Raw genomic sequence first — 15433 nt, 5'->3', positions numbered from 1 at the left:
CCGGAGCCCCTACGGAAGGCTCGCCTCCCCGCGAGCCGACCGTAAGCACACTTGGCGAGTTTCGCGGGAACCGGTTTCGCCAGACCCCCAGTACCAGGCGATTCGCTCCCGCGCTCTCTCCGCGCGATGACATGAGAATGCCCGGTCACCGCGGGGTCACGGCAGCGTGAAGACCCCCAACTATTCCTGGGTAGAACTACTCAACTGGTCTTGGCCGAGGATGCCGACGACGCCGACGACACTGACGACGAGGCCTTCTTCGCCCGCGTCCGCGCCTGGCGTGCCTTCGCCGCCGCTTCCTTGGCCCTCTCGACCGGAGCGCGATCGGCTTCGACCGCGCTCTGCTGCAAGGCCGCCAGCAGCTGCGTCACGCCCTCCGCCTGTTCGGCCGCGGTCGGCTGCAGGACATCGTCCCCGTCCACCTTGGCCTGGATCAGCGCTTCGAGCGCCTCGCGGTAGCGATCGGTGTACCGGCCGGGTTCGAAATCCCGTGTGAGGTCCTCGATCAGCGAAACCGCGTTCCGCAGTTCCCCACGCCGCAGGTCGACGTCCTCGTGCAGGAACGGGAAGTCGGGCCGCCGGATCTCGTCGGGCCACAGCATCGTCTCGAGCACGATCACCTGATCCCGTACTCGCAGCGCGGCCAGCGTTTCGCGTTGCCGCAGCGTCACCTTCACGATCGCGATCCGCCCGGACTGCTGCAGCGCCTCGCTCAACAGCACGTACGGCTTGGTGCCCGCCGGCTCCGGTTCGAGGTAGTAGCTGCGCGCGAAGTACGTCGAGTCGACCTGTTCGGCCGGGGTGAAACCGACGACGTCCATCGACTGGGTGGTCGGCGCGATCAGCGACGCGAAGTCCGCGGAGGTCAGCAGGACGACGTCACCGTTGGGCACGGGATGCCCTTTGACGATCTCGGCGGCGGGCACCTCGAAGCCGTCGACCTCGCAGACCCACTTCACCCGCACCCGGCCGCCATCCGGCTCGTGCACCTGGTGGAGGGGGATGTCGTGCTCTTCGGTCGCGCTGTACGCCTTCACCGGAATGGCATAGGTCCCGAAGCCGATCGTGCCTTTCCACACCGCTCGCATGGCCCACCTCCGCCTGGTCAGCGTATCCACGCCCCGAAGCGGCGGGACAGCTACAAACGGGTGTCAGGGGCGACTGAATCGCTCACACATTCGAATGACGGACGTGATTCGGCGAGTGCTTCGGCCGAACAGTCGACAGCGGTGGCCGCCGCACGGAGTACTTCCGCGACGACCTCGACGTCGATCATCGGGGCGGTGGCCAGTGCACCCTGGCCGCCACCTTCGACCCGGCCCGCCATACCTTCGAGCGCGATGGCGAGCGCCTGCTGGCCCGCGACGAGGTGCCGGACCACTTTGAGCAGTTCGGGCACTGTCGCGGCGGTGCCCGACGCGGTCAGGGAAACGGCGAGGTCGTCCGCGCACGCCCGGAGGTGCGAGGCGACGACGGTCGGCGGCAGCGTGATCCGCTGTGGCCCGGGCGAATTCGGCTCGTGACCGAGCACATGCTCACCGCCCTCCGGATCCTTCGGGTCTCGACGGCGGACATCCTGCCACCATTACCCTCCGCACTTCGCGCGACACCCTGGTCGAGGTCAGCCGAAGCCGAGCAGGACCACTACGGCCGCTCACACAACGCCACGATGCCGAGCACCACCGGAACGACCGGGTAGAACGACGCTAGGACGACGGCGATCGTGGTCAGTCCCTCCCGGGTGGCGAACAGGCGGCCGTGGGTTCAAACGATCAGCGGGTCAGGACGCGGCGGCCAGCAACGCGGCTTCGATCTTCGACCGCCACACCTGGTCGACCCTGCCGGTCCGTGGCGCGATGGCGAACGAGTCGACGACCGCGCCACCGAGGGTGGCCACCTTCGCCCAGCGCACCTCGGCCTCGCACCGGCGCAGCGCGCCCGCGACCCGGTACAGCAACCCGATCCGGTTCGCGGCCCGCAGTTCGACCACGACCGTGTCGTGCCCGCTGGTCTCGTCGTCGAACCAGATCACCTTCACGTTCGCCGTGGGGGTCTCGCCGTAGTCCCGTTCCTTCGCCGCGAGCCGCTGGGTGAGCGGGAGCGTCCCGGCCACCGCCCGCGCGAACTGCTCACGCAGCAGGGTGACGTCGGGCAGCGAGCCGAACTTCGGCGACGCCGTGAACACGCCCGCCCGTCCCCCGTCGTGCCCGCGCAGGACCGCCGCGTGCACCTCGAGCGAGTTCAGCGCGAGCACCCCGGCCGCGGGAGCCAGCAGTTCGGCGCGGGCCGGGACCGCGAGAACCACGGTCACGACCTTGCCGGCGGCCGTGATGCGCACTTCACCACGGCCGGACGCGACGGCTTCGGCGACGAGTTCCCGCTGCTCGGCGCCCATCGGCTCCGGTGGCACGAATCCCTTGCCATGCAACGCTTCCTCGCAACCGGACACGAGTTCGGCGAGCAGCCGCGCCTTCCAGTCGGTCCACACGCCCGGCCCGGTGGCCAGCGAATCCGCCGTCGTCAGCGCGTGCAGGAGTTCCAGCAGGACCAAGTTCTCGTCGAGCGTCTTCGTCACCCGCTGGATCGTGGCGGGATCGCTGATGTCCCGCCGCGTCGCGGTATGCGGCAACAACAGGTGATGCCGGACCATCGCCGACACCAGCGCGGAATCCGCGGGCGACAACCCGAGCCGCGCCGCCACCTGGGCACTGATCTTCGCACCGAGTTCGGAATGGTCCGCGTCGCGTCCCTTGCCGATGTCGTGCAGCAGCGCGCCGATCAGCAACAGATCCGGCCGCGAAACGGTGGTCGTCAGTTTCGACGCCTCGACAGCGGCACGCACGAGATGCCGGTCGACGGTCCACGAATGCACTGGCGACCTCGGCGGGAGATCCCGCACGGCACCCCATTCGGGGAACAGCCGCGCCCACAACCCGGTGCGATCCAGCGCCTCCACGGCGTCGACGAGCCCTTCGCCCGCGCCGAGCAGCTCCACCAGCGCCTTGAGGGCGTCGGCAGGCCACGGCGCACGCAGTTCCGGCGCGGTCTCGGCGAGCGCCCGCAAGGTCCCGTGCGAGATGGGCTTCCGGATCCGGGCCGAAGCCGCGGCGACCCGCAGCAGCAGCGCCGGATCCTTGGCGGGCACCGCGTCCCGCGCCAGCGCGACCTCGTTCCCGTGCAGGACGACACCTTCGTCGAGCGGCGTCCGCACCGGCCGCCGCCCGAACCGGGCCTTCGGCGGTTCCACAGTGGACCGAAGCGCAACGTCGACCGCGTACGCGATCGTCCGTCCGACACCGGAAAGCTTGCGCGCCAAGGTGAACCGGTCGCCGAACCCGAGTTCACCCGCGACGGTCTCGGCCTCCGGCGCGCTCAGGATGTCCCGCTCCCTGCGCAGTTCGCGGCGTAACTCCGTCCGGACGTCCAGCAGCAGGCTCTTGGCCGCCAGCAGTTCCTCGCCGGGTCTCGCCGTCAGCTGAGCCGCCGCCAACGCCTCCAGGATGGCGAAGTCGCGAAGCCCGCCACGGCCGTGTTTGAGATCCGGCTCGGCGGACTGCGCAATCTCACCACTGCGGGCCCAGCGCTGACGCACCGCGTCCGACAGTTCGCCGAGCCGTTTCCTGGCGGTCCGCCGCCACTGGTCCCGTGCCGCGGCGGCCAGCCTGGCGGTGATCTCGGCGTCCCCGGCGATGGGCCGGATGTCGAGCAGTCCCATCGCGGTCCGCAGATCCTCGGACGCCACCTTCAGCGCCTCACCCGGCGTGCGGACCGAGTGATCGAGGCCGATCTTGGCGTCCCACAACGGATACCAGATCGCGTCGGCGATCTCGCCGACCTTCGAGTTGCCGTTGTGCAGCAACAACAGGTCGAGGTCGGAGAAGGGCACCAGTTCGCTGCGCCCGAGGCCACCGACGGCGGCCAGCGCGACACCGGGTTCAGCGGTGTCGACGCCGGCCGCCGCGGCGCCCTTGCCCAGCCAGAATTCGTAGAGGTCGACCAGGGCCGCCCGCAAAGCGGACGCCCCCAGCCTCCCGTGCCTGCCCTCGAGCAAACGCTCGGTGGCCTTGACCAGTTCACCCCCGTCGGCCATCCGTGACGCCTATAGCGCGTCCGAGCCGCGTTCGCCGGTGCGTACCCGGATCACCGTCTCGACCGGCGTCACCCAGATCTTGCCGTCGCCGATCTTGCCGGTGTGGGCGGCCGTGGTGATCGCGTCGAGGACCTTCTCCACGTTGGAATCGTCGGTGACGACCTCGACCCTCAGCTTCGCCACGAAGTCCACGGAGTACTCCGCGCCCCGGTAGACCTCGGTGTGGCCCTTCTGCCTGCCGTAGCCCTGTACCTCGCTGACCGTCATGCCGAGCACACCCAGCTGCTCCAGCGCGGAACGGACGTCGTCGAGCGTGAACGGCTTGACGATCGCGGTGATCAGCTTCATGCCTTGCTCTCCTCGAGTTTCGTGGCCGCGTTGCCGGTGGACGACTTGACCGGGATGGAGGTCGGCTGGCCGAGGCCGCCGCCCGATCCGGTGAAGTCGTACGCGCTCTCCGCGTGCTGGGCCTCATCGATACCACTGACCTCGTCCTCCGCGCTGACGCGGAATCCGCCGAGCTTCTTGATCACCCAGCCGATGACGAAGGTGAGCACGAACGAGTACACGAGGACCGCGGCCGCCGCGAGCGCCTGCTTGCCGAGCTGGCCGAGGCCACCGCCGTAGAAGAGGCCGTCGACGCCGAGCGAGTTGACGCTGGTGGTGCCGAAGAAACCGATGAGCAGCGTACCGACGAGACCACCCACGAGGTGGACGCCGACGACGTCGAGGGAGTCGTCGAAACCGAAGCGGAACTTGAGGCCGATCGCCAGAGCGCACAGGGCACCGGCGATGAGACCGATGGCGATGGCACCGAGCGGGCTGACGAACCCGGCCGCCGGGGTGATCGCGACGAGACCCGCGACGGCACCGGAAGCGGCGCCGAGAGTCGTCGGTTTGCCGACCTTGATCTGCTCGATGATCAGCCAGCCGAGGATGGCGGCCGCGGTCGCGACGGTGGTGTTGGTGAACGCGACGGCGGCGAGGTCGTTGGCGGCCAACGCCGAACCGGCGTTGAAGCCGTACCAGCCGAACCACAGCAACGCGGCGCCCAGCAGCACGAACGGCACGTTGTGCGGGCGTCCGGTGCCCTTCGGCCAGCCCTTGCGCTTGCCGAGCACGATCGCGAGCGCCAAGCCCGCCGCGCCGGCGTTGATGTGGACCGCGGTACCACCGGCGAAGTCGAGCGCCTTGAGCTGGTTGGCGATCCAGCCGCCGACCGAATCGGCGCTGATGAAGCCGTTGAATGAGAAAACCCAGTGCGCGACCGGGAAGTACACGACCGTCACCCACACCGCGACGAACAGCGTCCAGCCCCAGAACTTGGCGCGGTCGGCGATGGCACCGGAGATCAGCGCGGGCGTGATGATCGCGAACATCAGCTGGAACATCACGAAGGCGAACAGCGGCAGCGCGTCCGCGCCGGGCCACGCGACCTCGGGTGTACTACTGGTCGCGGCGGTCGCGAATCCGGCAAGTTTGCCGGAAATGGTCGAGAGACCCGCGAAGTCGAAATTACCGAGCAACCCGCCGCCCACGTCGTTGCCGAACGCCATCGTGAAACCGTAAAGCGTCCAGAGGACGCCGACCACGGCGAGCGCGATGAAGTTCATCATCAACATGTTCAGGACGCTCTTCGCGCGGACCATGCCGCCGTAGAAGAACGCCAATCCCGGTGTCATGAGCATGACCAGCGCGGCGCTGATCAGTACCCATGCCGTGTCTCCTGCGTTCAGCACAATCTTCCTCCCGTGCCTGGGGTGTACTGCGCAGGAATTTTTGGACCGCGGTGTTTCCTCGGGCGGCGATTCAGGTTTCACCCGCGTGAACTGTCGGTGCGGCGTTGTTACGTCCAGGTTTCCGGAAACCTGGCGCCTTCTGTCCGGTTGCGAAACCTCGTGGTCGAATAGGGCCATGAACGCACGTGTATCCGGCCATGACCCGCTGCCACCGGAGATCGTCCGGTCGCTGCGGTGTTCGGTCTGCGGTGACCCGGTCGGGGCAATCGACCGCACGGTGCGTTGCGGGAGAGGCCACTCGTTCGACGTAGCGAAGCAGGGTTACGTCAATCTTCTGCACGCGCGCATCCCGGCCGGCACCGCGGACACGGCGCCGATGGTCGCGGCTCGCGTCGACCTCCTCTCCTCGGGTGCTTATCTACCTCTCGCCGACGCCCTCGCGCAGGTGGCTTCGGACCATGTCGAGAGCGGGATGGTCATCGACGCCGGCGCGGGCACGGGGTACTACCTCGCGCACGTGCTCGACGCCGTCCCCGCCGCGTACGGACTGGCGCTCGACGTCTCGGCCGTCGCCCTGCGCCGGGCCGCTCGCGCACACACACGCGCGGGCGCGGCCGTGTGGAACCTGTGGGAACCCTGGCCGGTGGCGGATTCGAGCGCGTCACTGATCCTCAACGTCTTCGCGCCCCGCAACGCCCCGCAGTTCCACCGCGTCCTGACCGCGGACGGCCTGCTGGTCGTCGCGACGCCGAACCCCGGGCACCTCCGGGAACTGGGCGACCTGGTGATCTCCGTCGACGGCGGCAAGGACGCGCGGCTGGAAGACACTCTTGGCGAGCACTTCACCCGGGTGGACAGGCACGATGTCACCCAGCGCGTGACGCTGTCGCCCGCGCGGATCCGCCAGGTCGTCGAGATGGGCCCGAGCGCGCATCACCTCCACCGTGACGGACGCCGTGAACGGCTCGACGCGATCAGCGAACCGGTCGACGTCACCACGTCGTTCAGCGTCACGCTGTACCGGCCGGTGCCCTGATGGAGGCGCCCGCGACCCTGCTCGCCGACACCGCGTGGGTCGGCGCCCGCATCGGCGGCGCGGCGAAGCTCTACGGCTGTCCCCGGCCCGAGGTGCTCGGCACGATCTGGTGGTACTCGCTGTCTTCGGTCCTCGTCGCCCCCTCCATCGAATCGCTCGTCCGTGGTGAACCGCTGGATCCTTCACTCGACGCCGTCACCATCGAATTAGTCCCGGACGGGCGCTTCACCGGTGCCCGATCGTCACGGGTCCTCCCCGGCGGTCTGGCCGAACTCGGCGCCGCGTTCGCCGGAACGCTGGACACGGCGATCGGCACGATCTCGGCCGTCACCGGGGCGAATCCGCGCGCGCTGGGCGCGATCGCGACGGATTCGATCGGCAACCGCCTGCTGTGGACCGGCGACACCGAACGGGCGGTCGCGCTGGCGGCGCCGCTCGTGGCCGCGATCGGACTCGGCATGCCGGAGCCGCGGTTCAGCCGGATCGGGCGGAACACCGTGGTGCGCCGTGCTTCCTGCTGCCTGATCTACGAGGCGGGCAACCCGAAGTGCACCAGTTGCCCCCGGCAGACCCCGGAAGAACGAGACCGGCGACTTCGCGGAGCCCTCGGCTAGGTCTCGTGAGTGGTAAGGGTGGTTCTATTGAGAAGAAAGTCTCCCCGGTCGGGCGCGAGGGGGTCGTGAGTGGCGATTCGGGTTCTAACCCGAATCGCCACTCACGACCCCCGGCACCGACCACGCCACCTTTGCCTTGCGACGAAAGGTCCCTTCGTCGCATCAAACGCGGAAAGTCGCCTCAACCCCGGTCCGCTCACACCGCCGCGAGATTCTCCCCCGTCAACGCGGCCACCATCGCCGCCCGGGTGCCGACCCCCAGTTTCGTGAAGATCCGCCGCATATGCGCGGAAACCGTGTTCAGGCTGATTTCCAGTACGCCGGCGATCTGCTTGTTCGTATAGCCCCGGCTCACCATGCGCGCCACTTCGTGTTCGCGCGGGCTGAGCAGGTCGTGCGCCTCCGGCGTCACCGGTACGAGCAGGCATCTGACGCCGTGCTCGGTGAGGTCGAGCAACGGTCTCCGCATCGCGGCGTCCCCGTCGCACAGTTCCGTGACCCGCCGGACGAGTGATCTCGCCAGGCTTCGCACGGTTTCATCGTCCGAAACGACCTTCCTCCGCTGCCGCGCGAGATCGTGTATCGGTGCCGCAGGAAATCCCACCGCCGGGCTCGTGGACATAGACCGGCCTCCCCCCTCTTGGTTTCCCTCCCTCTCTAGCAAACCCCTCCGACAGGAAAAGCGCATCGTCGATTTGTGTGACAAGTCCGAACTAGTCGATTCATGTCACACAGGAACGTGTGACTACCGGTGTGCCCCGGTTCGCGGGCAGTGTCGGGTCCGTGCTCACCGACGCACCGCGCCGGGGACCGCGGGATTTTCACCGGAGCAGAGGAGAACGGTTATGAGCCGTGGCTATGCGGCAGTGGACGGCGAGTTGGAAGACGAGCTGAGCCGTGAGTTCGAGGACGAGTTCGAGGACGAGCTGGAGGGCGCGCTCGGCGAACTGGCCTATGAGCTGGAGGACGAGCTCGAAGACGAGGACGAGGCGCTCTACGAGTTCGAGGACGAAGACGAACTGGGTGAGCTGGCCCAGGAACTCGAAGACGAACTCGAGAACGAGGACGAAGCGCTCTACGAGTTCGAGTTCGAGGACGAGGCCGAATTCGAAGCGGAGTTCGAGAACCTGGTCCGCGAGCTCGAGGCGGAGTTCGAGTTCGAGGACGAGTTCGAAGGAGAGGACTTCGTCAATCCGCTGCGTCGCCTCTATCCCGACGCCGATCAGCTGGCCCGGCTGGCCTTCCAGGCGGAACAGGCCGAGACCGAGGAGGAGGCCGAGGCGTTCATCGGACCGCTGGCGGCGCTGGCCGTCCGCGCGTTGCCCCGGCTCGCACCGGTGGTGCGCTCGGTGGCCCCGAAGATCGTCCGCGGCGCGGCCAGCCTCGGCCGCAAGCTCTGGCGCAATCCCGGCACGCGGCACCTCGTCCGGCGTATTCCGCAGATCGTCAAGCGCACCGCGGGGAAGGTCAAGGCCGGCCTCCGCAAGGGCATGCAGATGACGCCCGGCTGGCTGTCGAACGCGTTGATCGGTGGCGCTGTCAGCTTCGGTGCGGACAAGCTGCTGAAACGGCCGAACAAGAAGAGCACGCGACGCAAGCAGCCCGCTCGACGGCGTGCGGCGGCACAGCGGCCGGGTGCACGGCGTCGCCGGACCGCGCGGCGTGTCCCGGCGCGGACCGCTGCCCAGCGCAACCGGCGTCGTGCCACACAGAGCAAGCGGGCGCGCGGCCGTGCGCGCCGCCGTTAGGGCGCTCCCCGCGGCATCCGGTGCCCCGGTCCCTCCCGCCGGAGCGCGGCGGGCGAGGCCATCCGGCGGGAGGGAGCTGGAGGCATGGGTCCTCTCCCAGGCCACGAACGTGGAGCGGCATCTGGACGCGTTGCGGCCGTTCCGCTGGTCGGAGTTCGGCGATCCGGCGACCGGGCCGAGCCGGGCCCATCTGGCGGCGGTCAACCGCATGATGGCGACCCTGCGGGGGCCGTTGTCCACCGCGACCCGCGTGGCCCGCGAGAGCGCACAGGAGGCGGCGGCGCGGCCGGAACAGGCCGAGCTCGCCCGGCTCCTGCTGGCGAAGTCCCGCGCCCAGCGCTGGGTCCGGACCACCGAACGGGTCTGGGACTTCTACCTCGACCTGTTCAACCAGCGGCAGGGCGCGTTCGCCCCGTGGCTGGTGGCCTGCGACCGGGTGGCGCTCGACTGCTACCAGTACGCGTACCTCGGGATCGGACACTGGCGGTCGATCCCGACCCCGCCGCCGTTCTGCTACCTGCGCACCGGCTCCGGCCCGGCCACCTCGCGCCGCGGGATCCCCTTGCGGCGTCTGGGAAACCGGCTGAATCCGTTCCCGCTGATCCAGCTTCCGTACCACCGGCTGGTGAACCCGTGGACGCTCGGCGCGGTCCTGCACGAGGTGAGCCACAACCTGCAGAACGACCTGGGCCTCGCCAGGGCGATCCCGCTGCAGGTCGCGGCGAGGCTCGTCGAGGCGGGGGTGCCACGGGCGGTGACCGGTACCTGGGTCAGGTGGAACCGCGAGACCTTCGCCGACCTGTCCGCGCTGTTGCTGGGCGGTCCGGCGGTCGTCGGTTCGCTGTTCGACGTCATCGGGCGCACCGAACTCGAAACGACGGGGTTCTCCCCACGCGCGGTGCACCCGGTGCCGTACCTGCGGGCGAAGATCTCGGTGGAGTTGTTGCGCCGCATGGGTTTCACTCAGCACGCGGAAGCCTACGCGGCGTTGTGGCGGAAGCTGTACCCGAGGGCGAAGCTGATCAACGCACCGCCGGCACTGCTGAAAACGGCGGACAAGGCGATCCCCGTGGTGGTGGACGCGATGTGCTTCACCTCGTTCCCCTCACTGGGCCATCGTCCCCTCGCGAAGGCGCTGCGGTGCGAAGCCAAGGAACAGGCGATGATCGAGGAAGCGGCGGAAAGACTGGCCGACGGCGTGTCCCCGGGCGTGGTGCCGGAACGGTTCCTGATCGGCGCGGTCCGGTACGCGCTCGAAGAGGGAATGGCCCCACCGAAGCGGCTTTCCGGTTTCTTCATGGAAGAGCTCGGCAGGAGGTCGAGATGACCATCCACACCGAATTCTCCCGGCTGGGCAAGGAAGTGAACCAGGTGGCCGCGTGCTGGCGGGCGCTGGAGATCAGCGTCTCCGAGGACAGGCCCGACGGCGTCGGGCTAGCCGCGGCGGACCACCTCGCCGAAGTCGTCCTCGACGGCACTGGCGAGGTCGAAGCGGCCACACGTGCGACACGGCGCCCGGTGAGCGCCGAGTCGTTGCACACCACGGCGTCGTCGCTGCTGAAGCTGCGGCGCCGGGTGGACGGGCAGTGCCGTTCGCACCACGCGGTTTCCGGGCTGCTGCGCGCGGTGCACGGACGGGAACAGGAATGGCGGGGCTGGGCGAAGAGCTTCCACGCCGGGGTGGACCAATGCGCCATCGCCTTGTCCTCGGCGGAGGACGTGATGGTGCGGTGCTGGCGTGAAGCAGTGGAACTGGCCGAATTCAAGGGATGTGGGGCGACCCGATGACGATCAACGACGACCGCGGCGCGACGTTGCCGCGTGCACAGGACATCGACAGCGCGTATCCGCTGTCGACCGGGCAGTACCCACCGCCGTCGGCGGCACCCGGCGCACTCGCCGAACAGACGATCAGCGACACGCTCGGCTGGAAGTGGCGCGAGGGTGACACGAAAGGCTTCGTGGCGGCGCTGACCGGCAGCTTCGAGCTGAAAGAGGTCCAAGGGCGCACCGAGGCCAAGTGGACACCGCGCGGGTACGCGATCCAAGCCGACCTCGGCGCCGTCACCGGCGGACAGGCCTCGCTCGCGGCGAGGGCCCGGAGCGCGGTCAAGGACTCGCTCGCGCTGCTCGACTCGCTCCGTCCACTGAGGACGGATTCGGACCCCGAGAACGCCGAAGGCTTCCGTGCGCTCGTCCGGCACGATCTCGAACAGATCCGGCAGGAGCTCGAGAGCCCGCTGCTCCGCGTGGCACGGGTCGATCAGCTCTTCCTGCTGCTACTCGGAGACGGGACGCGAGGGCACCTCGGCCAGTTGCGGGACGAGCTCGGCCTGGTCTCGGGCAAGGTCAACACGATCGAGGAGGAACGGATCCAGACCTCCTTCATCACGCTGACGGATTGGGTGGTCTCGTTGTTCAGGGGCTGGCAGGACGCACGCGACAAGATCGATCCGTTCTCGCAGCCGGCAGGTGGTCAGCCGTTCTTCGGCCCCGCCGTTGTCGCTCTTTCCCGGCTGTTGTCCGCGGCGGCGTCCCAGGTCGACGAGGTCGTCGCGATGCTGCGATCGGTCTTCATCCAGCAGGAAGATCTGGAAGTGCTCCGTGTCCCCGACCCGGAGGGCGGGACCATGTCGCTCGGCGGGCTGCTGCGCTGGATCCGCGAATTCGCCACCTTCGAGGGCGGCAAGCTGATCGAGTCGGCGGGCAAGGAGGGTGTCGGCACGTCGTTCATCCAGATCGCGAGGCGGCTTCAGCGCATCGTGGCGAACCTGCCCCGGCAGAGCACCGGCGGCCCCAACGGGGACGTCCCCGGCAACTTCCGCGCGTCACTTCCCCCGGGCTTCTTCAGCTCCCGTGTGCAACGGGCCATCGACGAACTCGACGACCATCTGCAGGAGGTCGTCCGGATCGCCGAGCCGATCGGGCGGCCCGGCACGCCGTCGTCGCCGTCCGACCCGAACCCACCGGCCCCGCCCACCCCGCAGCTCATGCCGCAGCCGACGTCCCCTCCGCCTCCGCTGCCCCCGCCCTCGTCCGGGCGGACGCCGGCGGTGCCGTCGGTCGCCGAGCTGCGCGAAGGGCACGCCCTCCAGGAAGAGCAGACACCACCCGAGGCGGAGGAACCGCCGAAACCCCGGACCACGCGCAAGCGGACCGGGCAGTAGCCGGACCCGTACGGGAGGAAGACGATGGGCACGGAAAAGGAATACCGGGAACTGTTCGACCGGGTCGCGGCACTTCGCGGCCAGGTCGCCGGGAAGCTCGCCAACGAACTGGGCAGCGATCCGAAGCTCGGCGACGCGGTCCTCAAACAGCTGGACGACATGCTCACCGCGGTCGAGGCCGAACAGCGGGGCAGACCAGGTCCGGCGGACGGTGGGATCGCGCAACTCGTCGGTCTCGGCGACAGTTCGGCCGCGGACCTCGGGGCGACGGCGATGCCGCCTGGCGTCGACGCCTACGACGAGACGGTCGCTTCGGAGCGGGTCATCGCGGTCGGCGATCTGTACTACCTGTACCAGCACGAGCGGATCGGCGTGTTCCGTGTGGTGCAGAAACTGCAGGAGCTGTTCCAGGGCGGCGCGATCCGGCTTTCCGATGGCCCCGGCGCCTTCGGCCTGTACCGGTTCGACCGGCGGGACGTGCTGCGTTACACCCGGCGGGATCGCATCAGCGCGTACCGGCGAGTGCTCGGCTACGGCAAGGGGCTCGGTTCAGCGAACTCGCGGCCGAACACTGACTTCCACCAGCTGTTCACGCAGTTCAGCAACCAGGTGGCGTTGTTCTGGCGGGACAAGCGGATCTCCGACGTCGTCCGGGAACGCGCGTACGACCCGAGCTTCGGCAGTGTCGCGGTGGTGCGGCGCAGCGGGCTGGACCTGCGGAACAACCTGAAGTTCACCTCGTACGGCCATCTGAACGTGCTGCGGGTCGAGGTCATGCAGCTGTTGACGGAGGCGTTCAAGATCCTCGGCTCGGAGGATGTACTGGATCTGTTCGGCGCCGCCAACGCGTGGGACACCGTGGACGAGGTGCTGATCCGCCACTTCGACCAGCGACTGGTGTCCTCGCCTCGGCAGCGGATGGCGGTCACCGGACGTCAGGTGCTGCGCTGGCTCGCGGCGCCGCACATCCTCGAGACCACCCGGTCGGAGTTCGAGGCTTTACTGCTCGAGATCGCCGAGCCCGCCGAAGAGTGGCTGACCTCGGCGCAGTCCCTGCGGCTGGCGGATCGGACGAACTCGCGCGAGGTGCTGCCCGCCGACCGGCAGCGGCCGGCCGGGGTCGCGGTGTCCCGCGCCGAATCGCGGCCGGTCACCCCGCGGCGGAACGGTCACCGCCCTGGCACGGTGATCACCCTCGACCGCCAGTAGGACGGGTGGCCACGGGATGGGATGGATGGTCACCGGGTGGGACGAGCGGTAGCGTCGGGCGCGATGAGTGAACGCACCTGGGGCTTCCGCACCCGCGCCCTGCACGCGGGCGGGACGCCCGACCCGGCGACCGGCGCCCGCGCCGTGCCCATCTACCAGACCACGAGCTTCGTCTTCGAGGACGCGGCCGACGCGGCGAACCTGTTCGCGTTGCAGAAGTACGGCAACATCTACAGCCGCATCGGCAACCCGACGGTCGCGGCCTTCGAGGAACGCTTGGCCAGCCTCGAAGGCGCGATCGGCGGCGTCGCGACCAGCAGTGGCCAGGCGGCCGAGTTCCTGACCTTCTCCGCGCTCGCCGAGACGGGAGACCACATCGTCTCCGCCGGTGGGCTCTACGGCGGGACGGTCACGCAACTCACCGGGACGCTGCGCCGCTTCGGGATCGAGACCACCTTCGTCAGCGGTGACCGCATCGAGGACTACGCGGCCGCCATCACCGAGCGGACGAAGCTGATCTTCACCGAGGTCATCGGCAATCCCGGCGGCGCGATCGCCGACCTCGCCGGGCTGGCCGAGCTCGCGCACGCGCACGACATCCCGCTGGTCGTCGACGCCACCCTGGCCACGCCGTACCTGTGCCGCCCGATCGAGCACGGCGCCGACATCGTGCTGCATTCGGCCACGAAATTCCTCGGCGGGCACGGCACCACGCTGGGCGGGGTGGTCGTCGAATCCGGGAAGTTCGACTGGGGGAACGGGAAGTTCCCGCGGATGACGGAGACCGTCGAAAGCTACGGCGGCCTGAAGTACTGGGAGAACTTCGGCGAGTACGCCTTCTGCACCCGGCTCCGTGCCGAGCAGTTGCGCGACATCGGCGCCGTCCTCTCCCCGCACTCGGCCTTCCTCCTGCTGCAAGGCGTCGAGACGCTGCCGCAGCGGATGGACACCCACGTCGCCAACGCGCGTGCCGTCGCGGAGTACCTCGCGAACGACAGCAGGGTGGCCTGGGTGAACTACGCGGGCCTGCCGGAGCATCCGCACCACGACCGCGCGAAGAAGTACCTGCCCGCCGGACCGGGCGCCGTGTTCTCCTTCGGTGTCGACGGCGGCCGCGCGGCCGGGGAGACGTTCGTGAACTCCGTCGAACTGCTGTCGCATCTGGCGAACGTCGGGGACGCGCGGACGCTGGTCATCCATCCGGCGTCCACCACCCATCAGCAGCTTTCGGAGGACCGGTTGCGCGCGGCGGGTGTCGGCCCGGACCTGATCCGCCTGTCGGTCGGGCTGGAGGACGTCGACGACATCCTGTGGGATCTCGATCAGGCACTCGGCAAGGCGGTGGCGGGATGAGCCACGACGTCGGCGCGGTCGAGCGCCGCCGCATCCTTTCGCGGACGAAGTCGGTGACCATCGTCGGCGCCTCGAACAACCCGGCGCGGCCGAGCTACTTCGTCGCGACGTACCTGCTCTCCTCCAGCAAGTACCAGGTCAACTTCGTGAACCCGCGGTTGGACGAACTCCTCGGACAGCCGGTGTACCCGTCGCTTGCCGACGTTCCCGGCGAAGTCGACCTGGTCAGCGTGTTCCGCAAGCACGACGACCTCCCCGGCGTCGCCGAGGAGGTCGTCAGGGCCGGAGCGCGCACGCTCTGGCTGCAACTGGGCCTGTGGCACGAACCCGTCGCCGACAGTGCGCTGGAGGCCGGACTGGACGTGGTGATGAACCGCTGCGTCAAGATCGAGCACGCCCGGTTCGCCGGTGGGCTCCACCTCGCCGGTTTCAACACCGGCGTGATCAGCTCACGACGCCAGTCCGCCCCCTGAGGCG

General features: G+C 69.0%; 15 protein-coding genes. 9 read left to right on the top strand and 6 right to left on the bottom strand.

The window, feature by feature from the left end; all coding sequences use genetic code 11:
* Positions 1 to 200 precede the first annotated feature (200 nt).
* The 5 genes from DL990_RS16510 to DL990_RS16490 form a co-directional block, all read right to left on the bottom strand.
* On the bottom strand, positions 201 to 1088 hold the full coding sequence (locus tag DL990_RS16510) for a Ku protein (protein WP_125799186.1): 888 nt from the start codon (positions 1086 to 1088) through the stop codon (positions 201 to 203).
* A 50-nt stretch (positions 1089 to 1138) separates the two neighbouring features.
* The gene (locus DL990_RS16505) at positions 1139 to 1531 is read right to left on the bottom strand and encodes a hypothetical protein (protein WP_125786515.1); all 393 of its coding nucleotides are present in this window, start codon (positions 1529 to 1531) and stop codon (positions 1139 to 1141) included.
* Positions 1532 to 1780: 249 nt separating this feature from the next.
* Positions 1781 to 4090, bottom strand: a complete 2310-nt coding sequence (locus DL990_RS16500; protein ID WP_125786516.1) for a [protein-PII] uridylyltransferase — start codon at positions 4088 to 4090, stop codon at positions 1781 to 1783.
* Positions 4091 to 4099: 9 nt separating this feature from the next.
* Positions 4100 to 4438 carry a P-II family nitrogen regulator gene (locus DL990_RS16495; RefSeq protein WP_020630602.1) on the bottom strand — a complete coding sequence of 113 codons (339 nt, stop codon included), beginning with the start codon at positions 4436 to 4438 and terminating at the stop codon, positions 4100 to 4102.
* Positions 4435 to 5829, bottom strand: a complete 1395-nt coding sequence (locus DL990_RS16490; RefSeq protein ID WP_199746419.1) for an ammonium transporter — start codon at positions 5827 to 5829, stop codon at positions 4435 to 4437. The genes DL990_RS16495 and DL990_RS16490 overlap by 4 nt, the downstream gene beginning before the upstream one ends.
* Positions 5830 to 6004: 175 nt before the next feature.
* Here DL990_RS16490 and DL990_RS16485 point away from each other — a divergent pair, with 175 nt between their 5' ends.
* Both DL990_RS16485 and DL990_RS16480 read left to right on the top strand, forming a co-directional pair.
* Positions 6005 to 6865: a putative RNA methyltransferase gene (locus DL990_RS16485; RefSeq protein ID WP_125799185.1), complete on the top strand. Its 861-nt coding sequence runs from the start codon at positions 6005 to 6007 to the stop codon at positions 6863 to 6865.
* A complete protein-coding gene (locus DL990_RS16480) occupies positions 6865 to 7479 on the top strand; it encodes a (2Fe-2S)-binding protein (RefSeq protein ID WP_125799184.1) in 615 nt (204 codons plus the stop codon). The genes DL990_RS16485 and DL990_RS16480 overlap by 1 nt, the downstream gene beginning before the upstream one ends.
* 196 nt (positions 7480 to 7675) lie before the next feature.
* Here the strand turns inward: DL990_RS16480 and DL990_RS16475 are convergent, their stop codons facing one another.
* On the bottom strand, positions 7676 to 8011 hold the full coding sequence (locus DL990_RS16475) for a helix-turn-helix transcriptional regulator (RefSeq protein WP_233620487.1): 336 nt from the start codon (positions 8009 to 8011) through the stop codon (positions 7676 to 7678).
* Between the two features lie 313 nt (positions 8012 to 8324).
* Between DL990_RS16475 and DL990_RS41270 the strand changes: the two genes are divergently transcribed.
* From DL990_RS41270 to DL990_RS16440, 7 genes are all read left to right on the top strand, one after another.
* Complete coding sequence (locus DL990_RS41270) at positions 8325 to 9227, top strand: hypothetical protein (RefSeq protein ID WP_158632628.1); 903 nt, start codon at positions 8325 to 8327, stop codon at positions 9225 to 9227.
* Between the two features lie 109 nt (positions 9228 to 9336).
* Positions 9337 to 10554: a hypothetical protein gene (locus tag DL990_RS16465; protein ID WP_233620486.1), complete on the top strand. Its 1218-nt coding sequence runs from the start codon at positions 9337 to 9339 to the stop codon at positions 10552 to 10554.
* Complete coding sequence (locus DL990_RS16460) at positions 10551 to 11015, top strand: hypothetical protein (RefSeq protein WP_125786522.1); 465 nt, start codon at positions 10551 to 10553, stop codon at positions 11013 to 11015. Before DL990_RS16465 ends, DL990_RS16460 begins: the two co-directional genes overlap by 4 nt.
* On the top strand, positions 11012 to 12394 hold the full coding sequence (locus DL990_RS16455) for a hypothetical protein (protein WP_125786523.1): 1383 nt from the start codon (positions 11012 to 11014) through the stop codon (positions 12392 to 12394). The genes DL990_RS16460 and DL990_RS16455 overlap by 4 nt, the downstream gene beginning before the upstream one ends.
* A 24-nt stretch (positions 12395 to 12418) precedes the next feature.
* On the top strand, positions 12419 to 13603 hold the full coding sequence (locus DL990_RS16450; RefSeq protein ID WP_125786524.1) for a hypothetical protein: 1185 nt from the start codon (positions 12419 to 12421) through the stop codon (positions 13601 to 13603).
* A 63-nt stretch (positions 13604 to 13666) separates the two neighbouring features.
* Positions 13667 to 14956, top strand: coding sequence for an O-acetylhomoserine aminocarboxypropyltransferase/cysteine synthase family protein (locus DL990_RS16445; RefSeq protein WP_125799182.1), 1290 nt, complete (start codon positions 13667 to 13669; stop codon positions 14954 to 14956).
* Complete coding sequence (locus tag DL990_RS16440) at positions 14953 to 15429, top strand: CoA-binding protein (RefSeq protein WP_125786526.1); 477 nt, start codon at positions 14953 to 14955, stop codon at positions 15427 to 15429. Before DL990_RS16445 ends, DL990_RS16440 begins: the two co-directional genes overlap by 4 nt.
* Positions 15430 to 15433: the final 4 nt, after the last annotated feature.

The sequence above is a fragment of the Amycolatopsis sp. WAC 01416 genome, from assembly GCF_003947485.1.
Lineage (GTDB): Bacteria > Actinomycetota > Actinomycetes > Mycobacteriales > Pseudonocardiaceae > Amycolatopsis.
Note: the sequence above shows the minus strand (reverse complement) of the source record. Positions and strands in the feature narration are given on the sequence as shown.

Coding starts and splice junctions, on each gene's coding strand:
- DL990_RS16510 (WP_125799186.1), bottom strand. CDS start 1,088: ATGCGAGCGGTGTGGAAAGGCACGATCGGCTTCGGGACCTATGCCATT.
- DL990_RS16500 (WP_125786516.1), bottom strand. CDS start 4,090: ATGGCCGACGGGGGTGAACTGGTCAAGGCCACCGAGCGTTTGCTCGAG.
- DL990_RS16495 (WP_020630602.1), bottom strand. CDS start 4,438: ATGAAGCTGATCACCGCGATCGTCAAGCCGTTCACGCTCGACGACGTC.
- DL990_RS16485 (WP_125799185.1), top strand. CDS start 6,005: ATGAACGCACGTGTATCCGGCCATGACCCGCTGCCACCGGAGATCGTC.
- DL990_RS16480 (WP_125799184.1), top strand. CDS start 6,865: ATGGAGGCGCCCGCGACCCTGCTCGCCGACACCGCGTGGGTCGGCGCC.
- DL990_RS41270 (WP_158632628.1), top strand. CDS start 8,325: ATGAGCCGTGGCTATGCGGCAGTGGACGGCGAGTTGGAAGACGAGCTG.
- DL990_RS16460 (WP_125786522.1), top strand. CDS start 10,551: ATGACCATCCACACCGAATTCTCCCGGCTGGGCAAGGAAGTGAACCAG.
- DL990_RS16455 (WP_125786523.1), top strand. CDS start 11,012: ATGACGATCAACGACGACCGCGGCGCGACGTTGCCGCGTGCACAGGAC.
- DL990_RS16450 (WP_125786524.1), top strand. CDS start 12,419: ATGGGCACGGAAAAGGAATACCGGGAACTGTTCGACCGGGTCGCGGCA.
- DL990_RS16445 (WP_125799182.1), top strand. CDS start 13,667: ATGAGTGAACGCACCTGGGGCTTCCGCACCCGCGCCCTGCACGCGGGC.
- DL990_RS16440 (WP_125786526.1), top strand. CDS start 14,953: ATGAGCCACGACGTCGGCGCGGTCGAGCGCCGCCGCATCCTTTCGCGG.